This is a genomic window from Streptomyces sp. NPDC032822, from assembly GCF_055578825.1.
In genome coordinates, this window is record NZ_JBVIOL010000008.1 from 376,368 (window position 1) to 393,862 (window position 17,495).

Annotated in this window: 14 protein-coding genes; 6 read left to right on the forward strand and 8 right to left on the reverse strand. The window is 70.9% G+C overall.

All coding sequences use genetic code 11. The annotated features are described in order from the left end of the window. Positions 1 to 42 precede the first annotated feature (42 nt). The 4 genes from ACZ5VD_RS24605 to ACZ5VD_RS24620 form a co-directional block, all read right to left on the reverse strand. Entirely contained in the window at positions 43 to 744 is a 702-nt protein-coding gene (locus ACZ5VD_RS24605; RefSeq protein ID WP_468683298.1) for an AAA family ATPase, read from the reverse strand. Positions 745 to 778: 34 nt separating this feature from the next. Next, complete coding sequence (locus tag ACZ5VD_RS24610) at positions 779 to 1,600, reverse strand: ABC transporter permease (protein WP_468549440.1); 822 nt, start codon at positions 1,598 to 1,600, stop codon at positions 779 to 781. Positions 1,601 to 1,715: 115 nt separating this feature from the next. Beyond that, on the reverse strand, positions 1,716 to 2,735 hold the full coding sequence (locus ACZ5VD_RS24615) for an ABC transporter ATP-binding protein (protein ID WP_468549439.1): 1,020 nt from the start codon (positions 2,733 to 2,735) through the stop codon (positions 1,716 to 1,718). A 77-nt stretch (positions 2,736 to 2,812) separates the two neighbouring features. Next, positions 2,813 to 4,030, reverse strand: coding sequence for an NYN domain-containing protein (locus ACZ5VD_RS24620; RefSeq protein WP_468549438.1), 1,218 nt, complete (start codon positions 4,028 to 4,030; stop codon positions 2,813 to 2,815). A 224-nt stretch (positions 4,031 to 4,254) separates the two neighbouring features. Between ACZ5VD_RS24620 and ACZ5VD_RS24625 the strand changes: the two genes are divergently transcribed. Next, a complete protein-coding gene (locus ACZ5VD_RS24625) occupies positions 4,255 to 4,419 on the forward strand; it encodes a hypothetical protein (RefSeq protein ID WP_468549437.1) in 165 nt (54 codons plus the stop codon). 81 nt (positions 4,420 to 4,500) lie between these two features. Here the strand turns inward: ACZ5VD_RS24625 and dnaE are convergent, their stop codons facing one another. Further along, complete coding sequence (gene dnaE, locus ACZ5VD_RS24630) at positions 4,501 to 8,040, reverse strand: DNA polymerase III subunit alpha (RefSeq protein ID WP_468549436.1); 3,540 nt, start codon at positions 8,038 to 8,040, stop codon at positions 4,501 to 4,503. 256 nt (positions 8,041 to 8,296) lie between these two features. On the opposite strand from dnaE, the gene ACZ5VD_RS24635 reads away from it, so the two are divergent. The 4 genes from ACZ5VD_RS24635 (at position 8,297) to ACZ5VD_RS24650 (ending at position 13,071) form a co-directional block, all read left to right on the forward strand. After that, the gene (locus ACZ5VD_RS24635; protein WP_468549435.1) at positions 8,297 to 9,655 is read left to right on the forward strand and encodes a DUF2252 domain-containing protein; all 1,359 of its coding nucleotides are present in this window, start codon (positions 8,297 to 8,299) and stop codon (positions 9,653 to 9,655) included. 68 nt (positions 9,656 to 9,723) lie between these two features. After that, positions 9,724 to 10,416: a hypothetical protein gene (locus tag ACZ5VD_RS24640; RefSeq protein WP_468549434.1), complete on the forward strand. Its 693-nt coding sequence runs from the start codon at positions 9,724 to 9,726 to the stop codon at positions 10,414 to 10,416. Between the two features lie 67 nt (positions 10,417 to 10,483). Further along, a complete protein-coding gene (locus tag ACZ5VD_RS24645; protein ID WP_468549433.1) occupies positions 10,484 to 11,296 on the forward strand; it encodes a thioredoxin domain-containing protein in 813 nt (270 codons plus the stop codon). 113 nt (positions 11,297 to 11,409) lie between these two features. Then, positions 11,410 to 13,071, forward strand: coding sequence for an alkaline phosphatase D family protein (locus tag ACZ5VD_RS24650; RefSeq protein WP_468683299.1), 1,662 nt, complete (start codon positions 11,410 to 11,412; stop codon positions 13,069 to 13,071). A 22-nt stretch (positions 13,072 to 13,093) separates the two neighbouring features. Here ACZ5VD_RS24650 and ACZ5VD_RS24655 read toward each other — a convergent pair whose 3' ends face one another. After that, positions 13,094 to 13,663: a dienelactone hydrolase family protein gene (locus tag ACZ5VD_RS24655; RefSeq protein WP_468549431.1), complete on the reverse strand. Its 570-nt coding sequence runs from the start codon at positions 13,661 to 13,663 to the stop codon at positions 13,094 to 13,096. A 132-nt stretch (positions 13,664 to 13,795) separates the two neighbouring features. On the opposite strand from ACZ5VD_RS24655, the gene ACZ5VD_RS24660 reads away from it, so the two are divergent. Next, positions 13,796 to 14,932: a mechanosensitive ion channel family protein gene (locus ACZ5VD_RS24660; RefSeq protein ID WP_468683301.1), complete on the forward strand. Its 1,137-nt coding sequence runs from the start codon at positions 13,796 to 13,798 to the stop codon at positions 14,930 to 14,932. Between the two features lie 15 nt (positions 14,933 to 14,947). Here the strand turns inward: ACZ5VD_RS24660 and ACZ5VD_RS24665 are convergent, their stop codons facing one another. Together ACZ5VD_RS24665 and ACZ5VD_RS24670 are read right to left on the reverse strand one after the other, a co-directional pair. Continuing rightward, on the reverse strand, positions 14,948 to 15,688 hold the full coding sequence (locus ACZ5VD_RS24665; RefSeq protein WP_468683302.1) for an SDR family NAD(P)-dependent oxidoreductase: 741 nt from the start codon (positions 15,686 to 15,688) through the stop codon (positions 14,948 to 14,950). 207 nt (positions 15,689 to 15,895) lie between these two features. Then, the gene (locus ACZ5VD_RS24670) at positions 15,896 to 17,482 is read right to left on the reverse strand and encodes a Na+/H+ antiporter (RefSeq protein ID WP_468549428.1); all 1,587 of its coding nucleotides are present in this window, start codon (positions 17,480 to 17,482) and stop codon (positions 15,896 to 15,898) included. Positions 17,483 to 17,495: the final 13 nt, after the last annotated feature.

A 17,495-nucleotide genomic window follows, 5' to 3' on the forward strand; every position in this document is an offset into this window, starting at 1 on the left:
CCGCCTAGGACCTGATCCAGGCAGAGATGCCCGGAGCGGTCGCTACGCCGGCGGGGTCCCGTACCCGTCCTTCGGGAGCGGACCCTGCTGGTGGGCGTACGGATCGGGGTCGCGGGGCCCGAACAGCCCGGTCAGCGACAGATGGACGACCAGCGCGGCCAGCGACCAGGCCAGCAGTGCGCCCTTCGCGCCCAGTTCCAGCGGCGCCGAGAACGTGACGCCCTTGCCGGCATCCTTGGCGTGCGCGAGGACGTCGTGGTCCGGGCCGAGCCACACACCGAGCCGCCAGGCCAGCAGCGACCCGAGCAGTCCGCCGACGGTCAGTGCCACCACGAGGGGCACCCCGCCGCGCCGGCGGAGCAGGAACACGGCGAACGCGCTCACCGCGCCGAAGGCCAACGCCAGCAGAGTGAACGTTCCGTCGACGCCGACGGCCTGTTCGCCCTCGGTGTCCTTGAGGTAGACGACCCAGCCGCCCTGCTCGTCCAGACCGCCGACCAGCGGCACGTGCGGTGCCAGCCACCACCACAGCAGCCCGAGCAGCACTCCGCCGAGCGCCACCGTCAGGGTGACGACGGCGGCCTCCCGCAGCTCGGTCCTCACCCCGGGACCGTCCTGCCAGTACGAGCCGTGCGCGTACGCGCCGTCCGGCGCGGGAGCCCCGTACCCGGGAGGCGCGGACTGCCACGCGCTCTGCGAGGACGGTTCGTGCGGCGGCGGAGGAGGAGTCAACGGTGCGGTCACCCTGACATCGTGCCAGGCCCGGCTGTGCGGCGCGTCACCGGACGGCCGCCCGGCGGTAGGCCCAGGTGGCGACGGCCAGCGAGACCACGCCGACCACCGCGCACACGGCGAGGTCACCGAGCACGAACGCCCAGTCGGGGTGCGGTCCGAAGGTCCGCGCGAAGGCCTCGACGCCGTACGTCGACGGCAGTAGATCCCGTGTGAACCGTACGGCTTCCGGCATCCGGTCGGCCGGCAGGACCCCGAGCAGCAGGGCCGCGGACATGCCCAACTGGCCGAGCAGCGTGGCCATCTCGGGACGCGGGGCGAGCAGCCCGAGCGCGGCCCCGAGGCCGGCGAGCGCGGCACCGGCGAGCGGGATGACGGCGAGCAGCACCCACAGGTTGGCGAGCGGCAGTCCGAACAGCACGCACCCGAACACCGCGGTCACCACGGTTCCCGGCACGGTGAAGGACGCGTACGCGCCCGCCGCGCCGAGGACCACGGCCGCCGGCGGCACGGGCAGCGTCGCGTAGTGGTCGAGGCCGCCGCTGGCCCGCAGCTGGCCGAAGTACTGGGCGAGCAGGTTGAGCGCGACGAAGGCGACCACGAGCACCGAGGACCCGGCGACCACGGCCTGCGCCTCGCCGCCGCCGTCCACGACCCCGCGCATCAGGATCATGATCCCGATGGACTGGAAGGTCGCCACGAACAGCAGCGGGATCCGCGCCACCCGGGCCCGGGACAGCTGGGCCCGGTACACGGCCACCAGCGCGGGCCACAGCCGGGCCCGCGGTCCGAGCTCGGCCGCTTCGCGGACCGGCTCCTCCACGGCCAGGGCACTGCCCGGCAGAACCTCGGCGGGTACGACACTCACGTCGCGCGGCTCCCCTCTCTCGGTTTCACTCCGGCAGTCGTCCTGTTCGGTACGGATACGGCGGCCACCGTACTCAAGCCGACGGCCCGGGCTCTCAAGCCCTCGTCCGGCCGGCTCATCCCTTCACCAGCCCCTGCCGTGCGGCGCCGCCCAGCGCCAGGTAGACGTCCTCCAGGCTGGGTGTGGCCAGGGTGAAGTCGTCGAGCGCGGCGAACGCGGCCCCGCCGGTGACGGTGGCGACCACCGTACGCGCCTCCTCCGGGGCGAGCCGCAGCGTCCAGCGGCGCCCCGACGCCACGGCCCGGTCCTGCAGCGCGGCGACCTCGGGGACGTGCAGCGGGGCGGACTCGCGCCACATCAGGTCGACCCGCACCTCGCCGGCGACCTGCTCCTTGAGGCCGGTCGGGGTGTCGCAGGCGATCACCCGTCCCCGGTCGAGGACGGCGACCCGGTCGAGGACGGTCTCGGCCTCGATGACGTTGTGGGTGACGAGCAGCACGGTCGTGCCGTGCTCGGCCCGGCGCCGGTCGACGGCGGCCCACACCGCGCGCCGCGCGACGGGGTCCATGCCGCTGGTCGGCTCGTCGAGGACGAGCAGCGGGCGCGCCCCGACCAGCGCGGCGGCGAAGCAGGCGAGCCGCCGCTGCCCGCCGGACAGCTTCTTCAGCGGGCGCCCGGCGAGCGCCGTCAGCCCCAGTTCTTCGAGTACGGCGTCCCGCTCGGCCCGCGCCGAAGCCGCCTCCAGGCCGCGCAGCCGGCCGGTGGTCTCGGCGGCGAGCGAGACGGTCAGGTCGTCGAGGGCGGTGGACTCCTGGCCCAGGTAGGCGAGGATCCGCGAGGCCCGTTCGGGGTGGCGCACGATGTCGTGGCCGAGGATCTCGACGCTGCCGTGGTCGGGCCGCATCAGCCCGGTCAGCTGCCGTACGAGGGTGGTCTTGCCGGCGCCGTTCGGCCCGAGCAGTCCGAAGATCTCGCCGCGGCGGATGTCCAGCCGTACGTCGTCGGTGGCCCGCACCTCGGGTGTCGCCGGAACGCCGCGCCTGCCCCGTACCGCCGGATAGGTCTTGGTCAGTCCGCGCACCGCGCACACGACATCGTCGCCGTGCCGAAGTGCCTGTGCCGCGCGCGTACTCACAAGGGACGAGAGTACGGGGTCGGGAACCCCGCTCCGCTCCCGGGTCGGCCCATCACGTCACATCCGGGGGTGAGGATCTACTCGCCCGCGGGCGCGCGCTCCGCGGCCGTCCGGATGTCGATCTCCCGCCAGAACCCGGCCCGGATCGCGTACCGGTCGTGCTCGTCGATCTGGTCGTCCTTGTGGGCGAGCAGCCCGAACCGGGCGGCGTAGCGCAGCAGCTCGCCGTCGATGCGGTGCGGGATCCGCGGGTACATTCCGGACAGTTTCTGCAGGTGGTTCTGGTCCCCGAGGCGCTCCATCCACCGTCGCGCGAACACCTGTCCGACCTCGAACGGGTCACCGCCGACGGTCGTGATGTCCTCCTCCCGGTCGGCCCACCGCTGCTCCGCCGTGGTCACCTGCGCCAGTGTCGGCATCGAGGCCACCTCGGGAGGCTCCGCCGAGCCGCCGGGCCGGTCCACCCAGCCCTTGTCGGAGGACCAGCGCAGGGTCGCGGTCTGCGGGGGCTGGGCGGGCTGGACGCCGGGGGCGCGCAGTGCGGCCAGGTCCTTCGGGGTGGGCACGCCCTTGGCCGCGGGCACCCGCTCCTGCGTGCCGTTCTCGGTAGTGTCCGCCGTGGCGTGCTCCGCCTCCTCGGCGGACCGCTCGGCCGCCGCGGCGTGCGCGGACTCGGGCAGCGGCGCGGAGAGGATCGCGGCGATCTCGGGCCGCGGCGCGGGCGGCGGCGCGCAGATCCCGCCGAACTCCTTGGCGCGTACGGCCTTGGTGATCCAGATGCGGTCGAGCACGCGCCGCTCGTCGGCCTCGGCGACCAGGTCCTCGGACTGGTTGTAGTCCCCGTCGGCGGCCTGCACGGCCCACAGGTGGACGGCGACGCCGTGCTCCTTGGCGGCCATCATGCCCGGCAGCAGATCGCCGTCGCCGGTGACCAGGACGACGTCCGAGCAGGCGCGGTTGCGGGCCAGCTCGGTCAGCTCGGCGTGCATCGCGGCGTCCACGCCCTTCTGGGCCCAGCGTCCGTCGCTGCGGGTCAGGGCGCCGAGCCGGACGGTGACCCGGGGCATCACGCGCAGCCTGCGGTGTTCGGGCTGCGGGACGCGGTCGGGGGCGCCGTCGAACCAGTAGATGCGCAGCAGGGGCCGTTCCGTGTCGGACTCGGCGCGTTCGCGCAGGCCGTGGATGAGGGCGGTGTGGTCGACGGTGATGCGGGAGCGCGAGGGTTCACCGGCAAGGAGACTGGCGGCGGCCCCCAGCAGATACCCGGCGTCCACCAGGACGATGCAGCGGTCCACGCGATCCACCCTCTTTCCGGGAGGTTTGCTTCGGGCTTGCTTCGAGTCTGCCCGACCGTGCGGGGGTTAACGGCCCGAACTCGATCTTCGGCGTGGCGTTTCGGGGCATCGCTCCCCGACAACCCCTGTCACGGACGGTAATTATCCGACATGCGCTGTTTGCCAGCCTATGTGAATCTGGTCCCGGCCCTGAGTCCCAGATCCCCCTCAGGAGGCAGATCACCATGGCCAAGAACAAGAACCGTGAACGCAAGCAGCCGCAGTCCGAGCGTGGTCAGCAGGCGGCCGAGCAGTCGTCGATGGAGTCGCAGGCCGAGCAGCGCGCCACCCAGGTCACACCCGGCGACATGGCCCGCAAGGGGCGCCAGAAGCGCTTCGGCCACAACTGACATCGTCACCAAGGGCTGTTGAAGCCCGGGCACACATCGAGGGGCGCACCCGCAACCGGGTGCGCCCCTCGCGTCCGTCGTTCAGCCGGCCAGGCAGGACGGGCCCAGCAGCACCTTCAGGTCGCCGAAGAGCGCGGGGTCGGGCTTGACGCGGTGCCGGTCCAGGCGCAGGACGGTCGTCTTGCTCGGTCCCTGGAGTTTGATCCGGACCTCGCTCTCGCCCTTGTGGTGGCTGAGGATCTCGCCGAGCCGGCTCACCATCGGCGGGGTGACCCGGGTGGCCGGGATGGTGAGGATCACGGGCGCGTTGGTGCCCGCGTTCGACAGGTCGGGCACCTGGAGTTCCATCGCGACCAGGCGGGGCACGTCCTCCCGCTTGTCCAGGCGACCCTTGACGAAGACCACGGCGTCCTCGACGAGTTGGGTCGAGACGAGCTGGTAGGTCGCCGGGAAGAACATGCACTCGATGGAGCCGGCCAGGTCCTCGACGGTGGCGATGGCCCAGGCGTTGCCCTGCTTGGTCATCTTGCGCTGGAGGCCGGAGATGATGCCGCCGATGGTGACCACCGCGCCGTCGGAGTGCTCACCTCCGGTGAGCTGGGCGATGCCCGCGTCGGCCTTGTCGGAGAGCACGTGCTCCAGGCCGAAGAGCGGGTGGTCGGAGACGTACAGACCGAGCATCTCCCGCTCCTGGGCGAGCAGATACGTCTTCTCCCACTCGTCGGTCGTGAACTCGACGTCGAGCCCGAAGCCGGGCTCGCTCGTCTCCTCCTCGCCCATGCCGCCGAAGAGGTCGAACTGGCCCTCGGCCTCCTTGCGCTTGACCGCCACCACGTTGTCGATCATCGGCTCGAAGTGCGCGGTGAGGCCCTTGCGGGTGTGGCCCAGGGTGTCGAAGGCGCCCGCCTTGATCAGCGACTCCGTGGTCCGCTTGTTGCAGGCGACCGCCTCGACCTTGTCGAGGTAGTCAGGGAAGGAGCCGTACTTGCCCTTGGCCTTGCGGCTCCTGATGATCGACTCCACCACGTTCGTGCCGACGTTGCGCACGGCTTCGAGGCCGAAGAGGATCACGTCGTCGCCCTGGGCGGCGAAGTTGTGCACCGACTCGTTGACGTTCGGCGGGAGCACCTTGATCTTCATGCGCCGGCACTCGTTGAGGTAGATCGCGGACTTGTCCTTGTCGTCCTTGACCGAGGTGAGCAGCGCGGCCATGTACTCGGCGGGGTGGTTCGCCTTGAGGTACCCGGTCCAGTACGAGACCAGGCCGTACGCGGCGGAGTGCGCCTTGTTGAAGGCGTAGCCGGCGAAGGGGACCAGGACGTCCCACAGGCCCTGGATCGCCTCGTCGCTGTAGCCGTTCTTGCGGGCGCCCGCCTGGAAGAGGACGAAGTTCTTCGCCAGTTCGTCGGGCTTCTTCTTGCCCATCACGCGGCGGAGGATGTCGGCCTCGCCGAGCGAGTACCCGGCGATGATCTGGGCGGCCTTCTGGACCTGCTCCTGGTAGACGATCAGGCCGTAGGTGACCGCCAGCACCTCCTGGAGCGGCTCCTCCAGCTCCTTGTGGATCGGCGTGATCTCCTGGCGGCCGTTCTTGCGCTCCGCGTAGTTGATGTGCGAGTTCATGCCCATCGGGCCCGGCCGGTACAGGGCCGAGACGGCGGAGATGTCCTCGAAGTTGTCGGGCTGCATCTGGCGGAGCAGCGAACGCATGGGGCCGCCGTCGAACTGGAAGACGCCGAGGGTGTCACCGCGGCAGAGCAGTTCGAAGGTCTTGGGGTCGTCCAGCGGGAGGGCGAGCATCTCCAGGTCGATGCCCTTGTTGGCCTTCACCATCTTGATGGCGTCGTCCATGATCGTCAGGTTGCGCAGGCCGAGGAAGTCCATCTTCAGCAGGCCGAGCGACTCGCACTGCGGGTAGTCCCACTGCGTGATGGTCACGCCGTCGGTGTGCCGCACCCAGATCGGGGCGTGGTCGACGATGGGCTCGCTGGACATGATGACGCCGGCGGCGTGCACACCCATCTGCCGGACCAGGCCCTCGACGCCCTTGGCGGTGTCGATGACCTTCTTCACGTCCGGCTCGTTCTCGTACATCGCGCGGATCTCGCCCGCCTCGCTGTAGCGCGGGTGCGAGGAGTCGGTGATGCCGCTGAGGTCGATGCCCTTGCCCAGGACGTCGGCGGGCATCGCCTTGGTGAGGCGGTCGCCCATGGCGTACGGGTAGCCCAGCACGCGCGCGGAGTCCTTGATGGCGTTCTTCGCCTTGATCTTGCCGTAGGTGCCGATCATGGCGACCTTGTCGGCGCCGTACTTCTCCGTCACGTACCTGATCACCTCGACGCGCCTGCGCTCGTCGAAGTCGATGTCGACGTCGGGCATGGAGACGCGCTCGGGGTTGAGGAACCGCTCGAAGATCAGGCCGTGCGGGATCGGGTCGAGGTCGGTGATGCCCATGGCGTAGGCGACGATCGAGCCGGCCGCGGAACCACGGCCGGGGCCGACCGCGATGCCCTGGTTCTTGGCCCACATGATGAAGTCGGCGACGACGAGGAAGTACCCCGGGAACCCCATCTGGATGATGACGTCCATCTCGTACTCGGCCTGCTTCTGGCGGTCCTCGGGGACGCCGCCGGGGAAGCGGCGCTCCATGCCCAGGCGCACCTCCTCCTGGAACCAGGTGACCTCGGTGAAGCCGTCCGGGATGTCGAACTTCGGCATGAGGTTCTTCGCCTCGAACATGCCCGCGGTGTCGATCTGTTCGGCGACCAGGAGGGTGTTGGCGCAGCCCTCCTGCCAGGCGTCCGAGGAGTCGACGGCGTACATCTCGTCGGTCGACTTGAGGTAGTAGCCGGTGCCGTCGAAGCGGAAGCGGTCCGGGTCGGAGAGGTTCTTGCCGGTCTGGATGCACAGCAGCGCGTCGTGGGCGACCGACTCGTGCGCGTACGTGTAGTGCGAGTCGTTGGTCACCAGGGGCGGGATGCCGAGCTTCTTGCCGACCCGGAGCAGGTCCTCGCGGACCCGGTGCTCGATGTCGATGCCGTGGTCCATCAGCTCCAGGAAGTAGCGGTCCTTGCCGAAGATGTCCTGGTACTCGGAGGCCGCCTTCACCGCCTCGTCGAACTGGCCCAGCCGCAGCCGGGTCTGCAGCTCACCCGACGGACATCCCGTGGAGGCGATCAGCCCCTCGGACCACTGGGAGATGGTCTCCTTGTCCATGCGGGGCCACTTCTGCAGCCAGCCCTCCGCGTACGCGTCCGAGGAGAGCTTGAACAGGTTGTGCAGCCCGGTCCGGTTCGCCGCCCAGATCGTCTTGTGGGTGTAACCACCGGAGCCGGAGACGTCGTCGCGCTTCTGGTGCGGCTGGCCCCACTGGATCTTGCGCTTGTTGCGCCGGGACTCGGGCGCGACGTACGCCTCGATGCCGATGATCGGGGTGACCCCGGCCTTCTTCGCGGTGTGGAAGAAGTCGTACGCCCCGTGCAGGTTGCCGTGGTCGGACATGGCGATGTGGCTCATGCCCATCTCGTTGCACGCGTCGAACATGTCCTTGAGCCGCGCGGCACCGTCCAGCAGCGAGTACTGGGTGTGGACGTGCAGGTGCGTGAACGGCGGCTTTGACACGGCTGGGCCTCCAACAAATAAGCGCTGTGGCGCGAAGCGCCTCGATGAGGGGTGGTGGTCGGGAGACGGGTGGGCACTCGGCGACAGGCTGCGGGCAGTCCGGGGGGACAGCGTCGAAGTCTAAGCCTCGGCACTGACAGTCGTCGGGCACTCCCCGGTACGTTCGGGCGTTGCAAGAAGACGGACGGCCGTCCGGGGGAAGGCGGCACCTCCGTCCCACACGTCACGCACCACCCGTACCTGGAGGCACCCAGCGATGTCGGTTCCGCAGCTCAACGACGAGCACCGCGGCGAGGAGATCCTCGCCGTCTTCGACACCGCCTTCGGCCAGCTCCTGGCCGCCGATCCGGCCGCGTTCCGCGTGAAGTTCCGGAAGATGGCGGCCTCCGCCTTCGCGTTCTACCGGGGCACGGCGTGCCTCTTCTACCACGACCTGGACACCGGGACCGGCGAGAACACGGCGGCGGACGGCGGGAAGACACTGACCGGCCCCTACCTGGACGAGCGCACCTCGCGCGTGTGGATCCACGGCGACCTGCACGCGGAGAACTTCGGCACGTACATGGACTCCCAGGGCCGGCTGATCTTCAACGTCAACGACTTCGACGAGGCGTACGTCGGCCCCTTCACCTGGGACCTCAAGCGCTTCTCCGCCTCGATCGCCCTCATCGGGTACGCGAAGGCCCTCGGCGACGAGCAGATCACCGAACTGGTGCAGGTCTACGCGGGCGCGTACCGCGAGCGGATCCACGCGCTGGCGACCGGCGCCAAGAGCGACGAGGTGCCGCCCTTCACCCTGGACACCGCCCAGGGCCCGCTGCTGGACGCGCTGCGTGACGCCCGCTCGCTGACCCGCTTCGGACTGCTCGACTCGATGACGGAGATCCGTGACTTCGAGCGCCGCTTCGCGCCGGGCGGCGGCTCCATCGAGCTGGACGCGGCCACCCGCTACAAGGTCCTCGCCGCCTTCGACGGCTATCTGGAGACACTGCCGGAGACCTCGCTGGCCCGCCCGGACTCGTACCGGGTGAAGGACGTCGTCGGCCGCCGCGGCATCGGTATCGGCTCGGCCGGGCTGCCGTCGTACAACATCCTCCTGGAGGGCCACAGCGACGCCCTGGAGAACGATGTCGTGATCTACATCAAGCAGGCCCAGACCCCGGCGGTCTCCCGGCACATCACGGATCCGTCGATCCGCGACTACTTCCAGCACGAGGGCCACCGCACGGTGATCTCGCAGCGCGCCCTCCAGGCGCACGCCGACCCGTGGCTCGGCTGGACCGAGCTGGGCGGCGCCGGCCAGCTGGTCGCCGAGGTCTCGCCGTACGCCGTGGACCTCGACTGGGGCGACATCGACGACCCGGAGGAGATCGCCGCGGTCGTCGCGGACCTGGGCCGGTCCACCGCCACCATGCACGCGGCGGCGGACGACCAGTCCGGCGAGTCCCTGGTCCCCTTCTCCACGGAGCGGGCCATCGACGCGGCGATCGCCGCCGACGAGGACGGTTTCGCTGACCTTCTGGTGGACTTCGCGCACGGTTACGGCGCACGCGCGCGTGCCGACCACCAGACCTTCGTGGACCTGTTCCGCAACGGCCGGATTCCGGGTCTGTGACGGAACGGCCGCGCACGGGGACCCTTTAGGGGTCCCTTACAGGCCCGCGTGACAGACTCTCCTCCGCTATGGACATATCCGGGACCCAGCTCAGAGCCGTACGCGCGGCGCTGTTCACGGCACTCGTCGTGACGCTCAGCACCGCGTCGCACGTCCTGCTGTCCCGGGCCCCCCTGCCGCTGAACACGGTGGCGGTGGTCGCCGCCGCCGTGTTCGCCCTCGCCTACGCGCTGGCCGGCCGCGAGCGCGGCTTCGGCCGGATCGCGGCCCTGCTGATCCCGCTGGAACTGGCCGCCGACACCGTGTTCACCACCGGCCAGCACGTCTGTTACGGCGCCGCGGGCGGCCCGGTAGCCGGCCCGCTGCGCTCCGTCGGCCTCGACGTGCTGTGCGGTGACGGCACCAGTGTCGGCGCCCCGCTGGCCCGGGTGACCGGCGCGGACCCCGAGCGGCTCGGCGGCCTGCTCGCCCACGCCGACCCGGCGACCGCCTGGCTGCTGCTGGGCGCGCACCTCGGCGTCGGCCTTCTCGCGGCCGCCTGGCTGCGCCGCGGTGAGCGGGCACTGGCCCAGCTGCTGCGGGCGGCGACCGCGACCACCTTCCGGCCGCTGCTGCTGGCGGTCGCGGCGGTGACGGTACGGCCGTCGCCGTCCGTGGGCCGCCCGCAGCGCCCGGGCCGCCGCACGGCCACCGCACGCGAGCGGATCCTCGTGCACTCCCTGGGACGGCGTGGACCGCCGTGCTCGGTCGCCTCCGCCTGAGCACCACCAGTCCCCCATACGTACGCCCCGCACACGACGTGTGCGCGTCCCTCTACGGAGATCACCCATGAGCAAGCGGAACAGCCAGGCCGCCAAGACGGCAGCCCGTGAGCGGCTGCGCGTGGAGCGCGAGCGCCAGGCCAAGCGCAACAAGATCAAGCGGCAGGCCATCGTCGCCGGCTCCATAGTCGCCGTGCTGGCGATAGCCGGCGGTATCGGCTACGCGGTCGTCCAGGGCAACAAGCCCGGCTACTGGGAGGCCGCGAAGGACGACAAGCTCGTCAAGCCGGCCAACACCACGGGCACCGACGGCACCACCGTCGTCATCGGCAAGAGCACCGCCAAGAAGACCCTGGTCATGTACGAGGACCCGCGCTGCCCGATCTGCGCCCAGTTCGAGCAGACCGTCGGCGCGACCGCCGACAAGGGCGTCGAGGACGGCAAGTACAAGGTCCAGTACGTCGGCGCCACCTTCCTGGACGGCGGCCTGGGCGGCGAGGGCTCCAAGAACGCGCTCAGCGCGCTGGGCGCCGCGCTCAACGTCAGTCCCGAGGCCTTCCTGGAGTACAAGACCGCGCTGTACTCGGCGAAGTGGCACCCGGAGGAGTCCGACGACAAGTTCAAGGACGACTCCTACCTGATCAAGGTGGCCGACACGGTCTCCGCGCTGAAGGGCAACACCGAGTTCCAGAACGCCGTGAAGAACGGCACCTACGACAAGTGGGCGCTGGAGATGTCGGCGAAGTTCGACGACAGCGGTGTGCAGGGCACCCCGACCCTGAAGATGGACGGCAAGACGCTGACCGGCTCCGACGGCAAGAACGCGCCGATGACGGTCGCCGACTTCAACACGGCGATCGAGGCGGCCCTGAAGGCCTGAGCCCGAACCGACGGGCCTGAACCGACGGCCTGAACCGACGTTCGGTGAAAGAGCGGGCGAACTTTCCGGGTTCGCCCGCTCTTTCACCGTACTCGCCAGTAATCTGATCGTCCGTGACCAGTCGATTCAGATCATCCGAGCGTCTCAACTCCCTGTCGCCGCGCCGCCGTACGGTCGTCAAGGCCGCGGCCGCCACCGCCGTCCTGGCCGGTCCGCTGGCCGCCGCGCTGCCCGCCCGGGCCGCGGAGGACTCCCCCGCCTTCCTGCACGGCATCGCCTCCGGCGACCCGCTCCCCGACGGCGTCCTGCTGTGGACCCGGGTGACGCCCACCGCCGAGGCGACGCCCGGCTCCGGGCTCGGCCCGGACACCCCGGTCGACTGGGTCGTCGCCCGGGACAAGGCACTGACGAACATCGTCGCCAAGGGCACCGTCACCGCGGGCGCCGCCTCCGACCACACCGTCAAGGCGGACGTCCGCGGCCTGGCGCCCGCCACCGACTACTGGTTCGGCTTCTCCGCCGGTGGCACCGACTCCCCCGTGGCCCGGACCCGCACCGCCCCCGCCACCGACGCGGCCGTCGCGGGCCTGCGCTTCGGCGTGGTCTCCTGCGCCAACTGGGAGGCCGGCTACTTCTCCTCGTACCGCCATCTCGCGGCCCGCGGCGACCTGGACGCCTGGCTGCACCTGGGCGACTACATCTACGAGTACGGCACCGGCGAGTACGGCACCCGTGACACCGTCGTACGGCAGCACGCGCCCACGCACGAGATCCTCACGCTGGCCGACTACCGCATCCGGCACGGGCGGTACAAGACCGACGCCGACCTCCAGGCCCTGCACGCGGCGGCCCCGGTCGTGGCGATCTGGGACGACCACGAGTTCGCCAACGACGCCTGGTCGGGCGGCGCCGAGAACCACACGGAGGGCGCCGAGGGCGCCTGGTCCGCGCGGCAGGCCGCGGCCAAGCAGGCCTACTTCGAGTGGATGCCGGTGCGCACGGCCGTCGCGGGCACCACCTACCGGCGGCTGCGCTTCGGCAAGCTGGTCGACCTCTCGCTCCTGGACCTGCGGTCCTTCCGCTCGCAGCAGGTCTCCGTCGGCAACGGCTCGGTCGACGACCCGGACCGGACGCTCACCGGGCGCGCCCAGCTCGACTGGCTGAAGGCCGGGCTGACGGCGTCCGACACCGCCTGGCGGCTGATCGGCAACTCGGTGATGATCTCGCCGTTCGCGATCGGCTCGCTCTCCGCGGAGCTGCTGCGGCCGCTCGCCGAGCTGCTCGGCCTGCCCAAGGAGGGCCTCGCCCTCAACACCGACCAGTGGGACGGCTACACCGACGACCGCCGTGAGCTGCTGGCCCATCTGCGTGCGCACGCGATCCGCAACACCGTCTTCCTCACCGGCGACATCCACATGGCGTGGGCCAACGACGTGCCCGTGAACGCGGGTACCTACCCGCTGTCCGCCTCCGCCGCCACCGAGTTCGTCGTCACCTCGGTCACCTCCGACAACCTCGACGACCTCGTGAAGGTCCCCGAGGGCACGGTCTCCGCGGTGGCCGCGCCGATCATCCAGGTCGCCAACCGGCACGTCCACTGGGTCGACACGGACCGCCACGGCTACGGCGTCCTGGACGTCACCGCCGACCGCGCGCAGATGGACTACTACGTGGTGTCCGACCGCACGAGGCCGGACGCGACCTCCTCGTGGGCCCGTTCCTACCGCACCCGCACCGGCACACAGAAGGTCGAGCGGTCGTACGACCCGGTCTAGGGGCCACGCCCGGGAACCGCGCCTACAGGGACTCGAGGAAGCCGAGCGCCACCCGCCAGGTGGCCTCGGCGGCCTCCTCGTCGTAGTCCGGCAGGCCGGGGTCGGTGTACAGGTGGCCGGCCCCGGCGTATCTGTACACCTCGACGTCCGCGCCCGTCCGGCCCATCTGGAGATACCAGGCGCTCAGCCAGTCGTCGGTCTCGAACAGGTCCGGCTCGGCGACGTGCAGCTGCACCGGCAGGTCGTCCACGGTCGCGTTCGGCGCGATGTCCGACGTGCCGTGCAGGAGCAGCAGGCCGCGCGCCTTGTCGTCGCCGAGCGCGAGGGTCTGCGCGATGGACGCGCCGAGCGAGAACCCGGCGTAGACCAGCCCGCGCTCGGAGTAGGGCGCGGCGGCCAGGACGGCCCGCCTGAGCAGTTCGTCCTTGCCGATCCCGTCCTTGTAGGCCATGCCCTCCTCGACCGTCTCGAACGTACGGCCCTCGAAGAGGTCGGGCGTCCACACCTCGTGCCCGGCGGCACGCAGCCGGTCCGCCGCCGCGCGCACCGCGGGCCGGGGACCGAAGGTCGAGTGAAAGAGCACGATGTTCATGAGGACATGGTGCCAGCCGGGTACGACAACGCAGTTCAGGGGCGGTGCACCCGGCCCGGGCAAGCGCCCGTACCCACCTTGAGCGCGAAGTCACATGTTCATGTGTGCCCGGGGCCGGTTACGTTCGAGGACATGGAGAACCTGCTCCGCCCCCTGATCGTCGTCGGCGGCTCGGTCGTGCTCACGCTGCTCATCGGCTGGGCCACCGACCTGCTGCTGCGCAAGGCCGACGCGCGGCATCACGAGACCCCCCTGTGGGGTCTGCTGCGCCGCGGCCGCATCCCCTACCAACTCGTGATCTGCGCGGCCCTGCTGAGAGGCTCCTACGACCAGGCGAAGCTGCTGGAGAGGCACAGTTCCGGCATCGGCCGGACGCTCACGCTGGTGCTGATCGGAGCCGCCGCGTGGCTGGTGATCCGGATCGCCTCCGCGATAGTGGAGACGTCGTACTCCCGGTACGCGCGCGTGCACCGTGATCCGGCCCGGGTCCGGCGGGTGCGGACCCAGGTGACGCTGATCATGCGGGTGGTCGCCGCGGTCGTCGGTGTGGTGGCGGTGTCGGCGATGCTGCTGACCTTCCCGGCGATGCGCGCGGCCGGCGCCTCGCTGCTGGCCTCGGCCGGAATCCTCGGCATCGTCGCCGGTGTCGCCGCCCAGTCCACGCTGAGCAACATGTTCGCGGGGCTGCAGATCGCGTTCGGCGACATGGTGCGCATCGGCGACACGGTCGTGGTCGACGGCGAGTGGGGCACCGTCGAGGAGATCACGCTGACGTTCCTGACCGTCCGGACCTGGGACGAGCGCCGGATCACCATGCCCGTCTCGTACTTCACCTCCAAGCCCTTCGAGAACTGGTCGCGCGGCACGCCCCAGATGACCGGCATCGTCTACTGGCACGTCGACCACAGCGCCCCGACGGACGCGATGCGCGACAAGCTCCGGGACCTGCTGCGGGAGTGCCCGGCCTGGGACGGCCGCGCCTACGGGCTGGACGTCACCGACTCCACCCCGAACACCATCCAGGTGCGGGCCCTGGTGACCGCCAAGGACGCCGACGACATCTGGACGGTCCGTGTGAAGGTCCGCGAGGGCATGATCCGCTGGCTGGCCACGGAACACCCCTACGCCCTCCCCCGGGTCAACACGGCGGACGCGTCCCTGCCCCCCAACCGCACCAACGGCACCAACGGCCATCTCACCCGGGACGACGTCTCCCGCGACGGCGTGGCCGCGAGCCGCAGCCACGAGCCCCCGCGGGCGGGCGGCTGACACCGACGGTCGCCCTCAGTGGCCGCGCTCCGCGCCCCCGTTGACCTGGATCACCTGGGAGGTGACGTGGCCGGCCGCCGGGGAGGCGAGCCAGTGCAGGGTCGCGGCGACGTCGCCGGGGATCCCCGGACGCCCGGTCGAGGTCTCGCCGACGAGCCGCTCGCGCCGCGCCTCCTCGATGGGGCCGCCGAAGAACCCGGTGTCCTCGACGTAGCCGGGCGCGACGACGTTGACGGTGATCCCGCGCGGCCCGAGCTGCCGGGCCAGGTCGTGGGCGTACGGATGCAACGCGGCCTTGGCCGCCGCGTAGGCCCCACTGCCCGAACCGCGGTACGCGGCGATGGAGCCCAGGAACAGCACCCTCCCGCCCGGCTCGGCGAGCCGGTCCTTGAGAGCCTCCGTGAGGAGCGCCGCGGTGAGGGTGTTGCTCCGGAAGTTCACGGTCCAGTCATGGGCGACCCGGTCGAGCGGGTCCGCACTGCCGACCGCACCTTCGAGCTGTCCGTTGCCGCCGGCGCTGTGGATCAGTACGTCGACGGTCCCGAACTCCTCGGCCACGAACCGGGCGACGCCGCGCACACTCTCCGGCTCGGCCAGGTCGGCGACGTGGGTCAGCGCCCCCGGTACCCCGGCCTTCGCCAACACCTCGCCCCGCCGCCCGAGCAACAGCACCCGGTCCCCGCCCTCCGCGAAGGCCCGAGCCGCGGCGAGCCCGATCCCCGTACCGCCACCACTGATCACAACGTTGCGTGCCATGGCAGCCACCCTACAAACGGGTCCCGGAACACTAAGCGGCGTTCACGGCCCCGCCATACAGAGATCACGCACCAGGGAAAGCCTCCAACGGCGTGGCACCCCCACAGGAGAGCCCGCCCTTTCCACCGGCCGAGACGGGAGGTGCGCGGGTGGGAAACTCCTCACGGAACCCCCCACAGGCCCGCGCCCAACCCACCTCACCTCACCTCACCGCAAGCTCCGCACATCGAGATGGCGCAGCACCCGGTCCACGATCTCCGGATCCGCCCCCGGCTCACTCCGCGCGGACATCACCTCGTGCCGAGCCGCGCTCAGCATCTCCCCCTGGATCCGCCGCAGCCGCTTCAGCCGCCGGGCCCGCTTCTCGTGCGCCTCCCGCCGCTCGTCCTCCCCCAGGTCCGGACTGATCCGGAGCCCGATGTCGTAGGCCCGCCGCAGCATCTGCTCGGACAGTTCCTCCGGCAGCTCCTCCGCGGCCTCGATCTCCCGCAGCCGCGCCTTCGCCGCCTTCGCCGCCCGCACGGCCAACGCCTTCTCGAACTCCTTCTCCCGGTCGGTGTCCGCCTGCACCCCGAGCCGCTTGACCAGCCACGGCAGGGTCAGTCCCTGCAACACCAGCGTCGCCATGATCACCCCGAACGCGATGAACACGATCTCGTCCCGGTCGGGAAAGGCCGAACCGTCGTCGGTCTTCAGGGGGATGGCCAGCGCCAGCGCCACGGACGCCACCCCCCGCATCCCCGACCACCACATGACGACGGTCTCCCGCACACTCATCGGGATGTCCTCGTCGTGGTCCCGTCTCGCGTGCAGCCGCTTGGTGAGCCAGGTCGCCGGCAACAGCCACAGCAGCCGTACGGCCACGACGACACCGACGATCGCCGCCGCCCAGCCGAGCATCTCGCCCCACCGTCCGGACGCCGTCCGGATCGCGTTGTGCAGTTCGAGGCCGATCAGTCCGAAGGCCACCCCGGTGACCAGCGTGTCGACGATGTCCCAGAAGGTGTGCCCGGCGAGCCGGGTCAGCACGTCGTCGGGGTCGCTGGCGTACTCGGCGAGGAACAGCGCGGTGGTGAGCACGGCGAGCACCCCGGACCCGTGGAACTCCTCGGCCAGGACGTACGAGGCGTACGGCACCAGCAGCGTCATCCCGATCTGCAGGGTGGCGTCCCCGAGCAGGTCCATCAGCTTGTTGGCGCCCCACCCCAGCACCACGCCCACGGCCACCGCCACCACGGCGGACAGCACCAGGTCGAGCCCCGCCCGCCACGGCGAGAAGGTGCCGCTCACGGCCGCGGCGATGGCCACGTGGTAGAGCACGATGGCCGTCACGTCGTTGAAGAGCCCCTCGCCCTCCAGGATGGACACCAGTCGGCGCGGCAGCCCGAGTTGGCCCGCGACGGCGGTCGCGGCGACCGGGTCGGGCGGCGCGACCAGTGCGCCGAGCGCCACGGCGGCGGCGATCGGCAGCCCCGGCACGATGGTGTGGGCGACGGCGGCCACACACAGTGTGGTGACGAACACCAGGGCCACGGCCAGCAGGAAGATCGGCCGGATGTTGGCGGTGAACTGGCGCCAGGAGGTGCGCCGTACGGCCGCGTACAGCAGCGGCGGCAACAGCAGGGGCAGGATGAGGTCCGGCGGGATGGTGACGTTCGGCACGAAGTCGAGCAGCGCGAGGACTATCCCCAGCAGGGTCATCAGTACCGGCGCCGGCAGCCCGAGCCGGTCTCCGACCGGGACGCTCACCACGGCCCCGAGCAGCAGCACGAACAGTAGGGCCAACTGATCCACGGTCGGTGCTCCG

Bases quoted from the DNA above. Each gene is read 5' to 3' on its own strand.
- ACZ5VD_RS24640 (WP_468549434.1), top strand. From the start codon at position 9,724: ATGGACATATCCGGGACCCAGCTCAGAGCCGTACGCGCGGCGCTGTTC.
- ACZ5VD_RS24660 (WP_468683301.1), top strand. From the start codon at position 13,796: ATGGAGAACCTGCTCCGCCCCCTGATCGTCGTCGGCGGCTCGGTCGTG.
- ACZ5VD_RS24625 (WP_468549437.1), top strand. From the start codon at position 4,255: ATGGCCAAGAACAAGAACCGTGAACGCAAGCAGCCGCAGTCCGAGCGT.
- ACZ5VD_RS24655 (WP_468549431.1), bottom strand. From the start codon at position 13,663: ATGAACATCGTGCTCTTTCACTCGACCTTCGGTCCCCGGCCCGCGGTG.
- ACZ5VD_RS24635 (WP_468549435.1), top strand. From the start codon at position 8,297: ATGTCGGTTCCGCAGCTCAACGACGAGCACCGCGGCGAGGAGATCCTC.
- ACZ5VD_RS24665 (WP_468683302.1), bottom strand. From the start codon at position 15,688: ATGGCACGCAACGTTGTGATCAGTGGTGGCGGTACGGGGATCGGGCTC.
- ACZ5VD_RS24645 (WP_468549433.1), top strand. From the start codon at position 10,484: ATGAGCAAGCGGAACAGCCAGGCCGCCAAGACGGCAGCCCGTGAGCGG.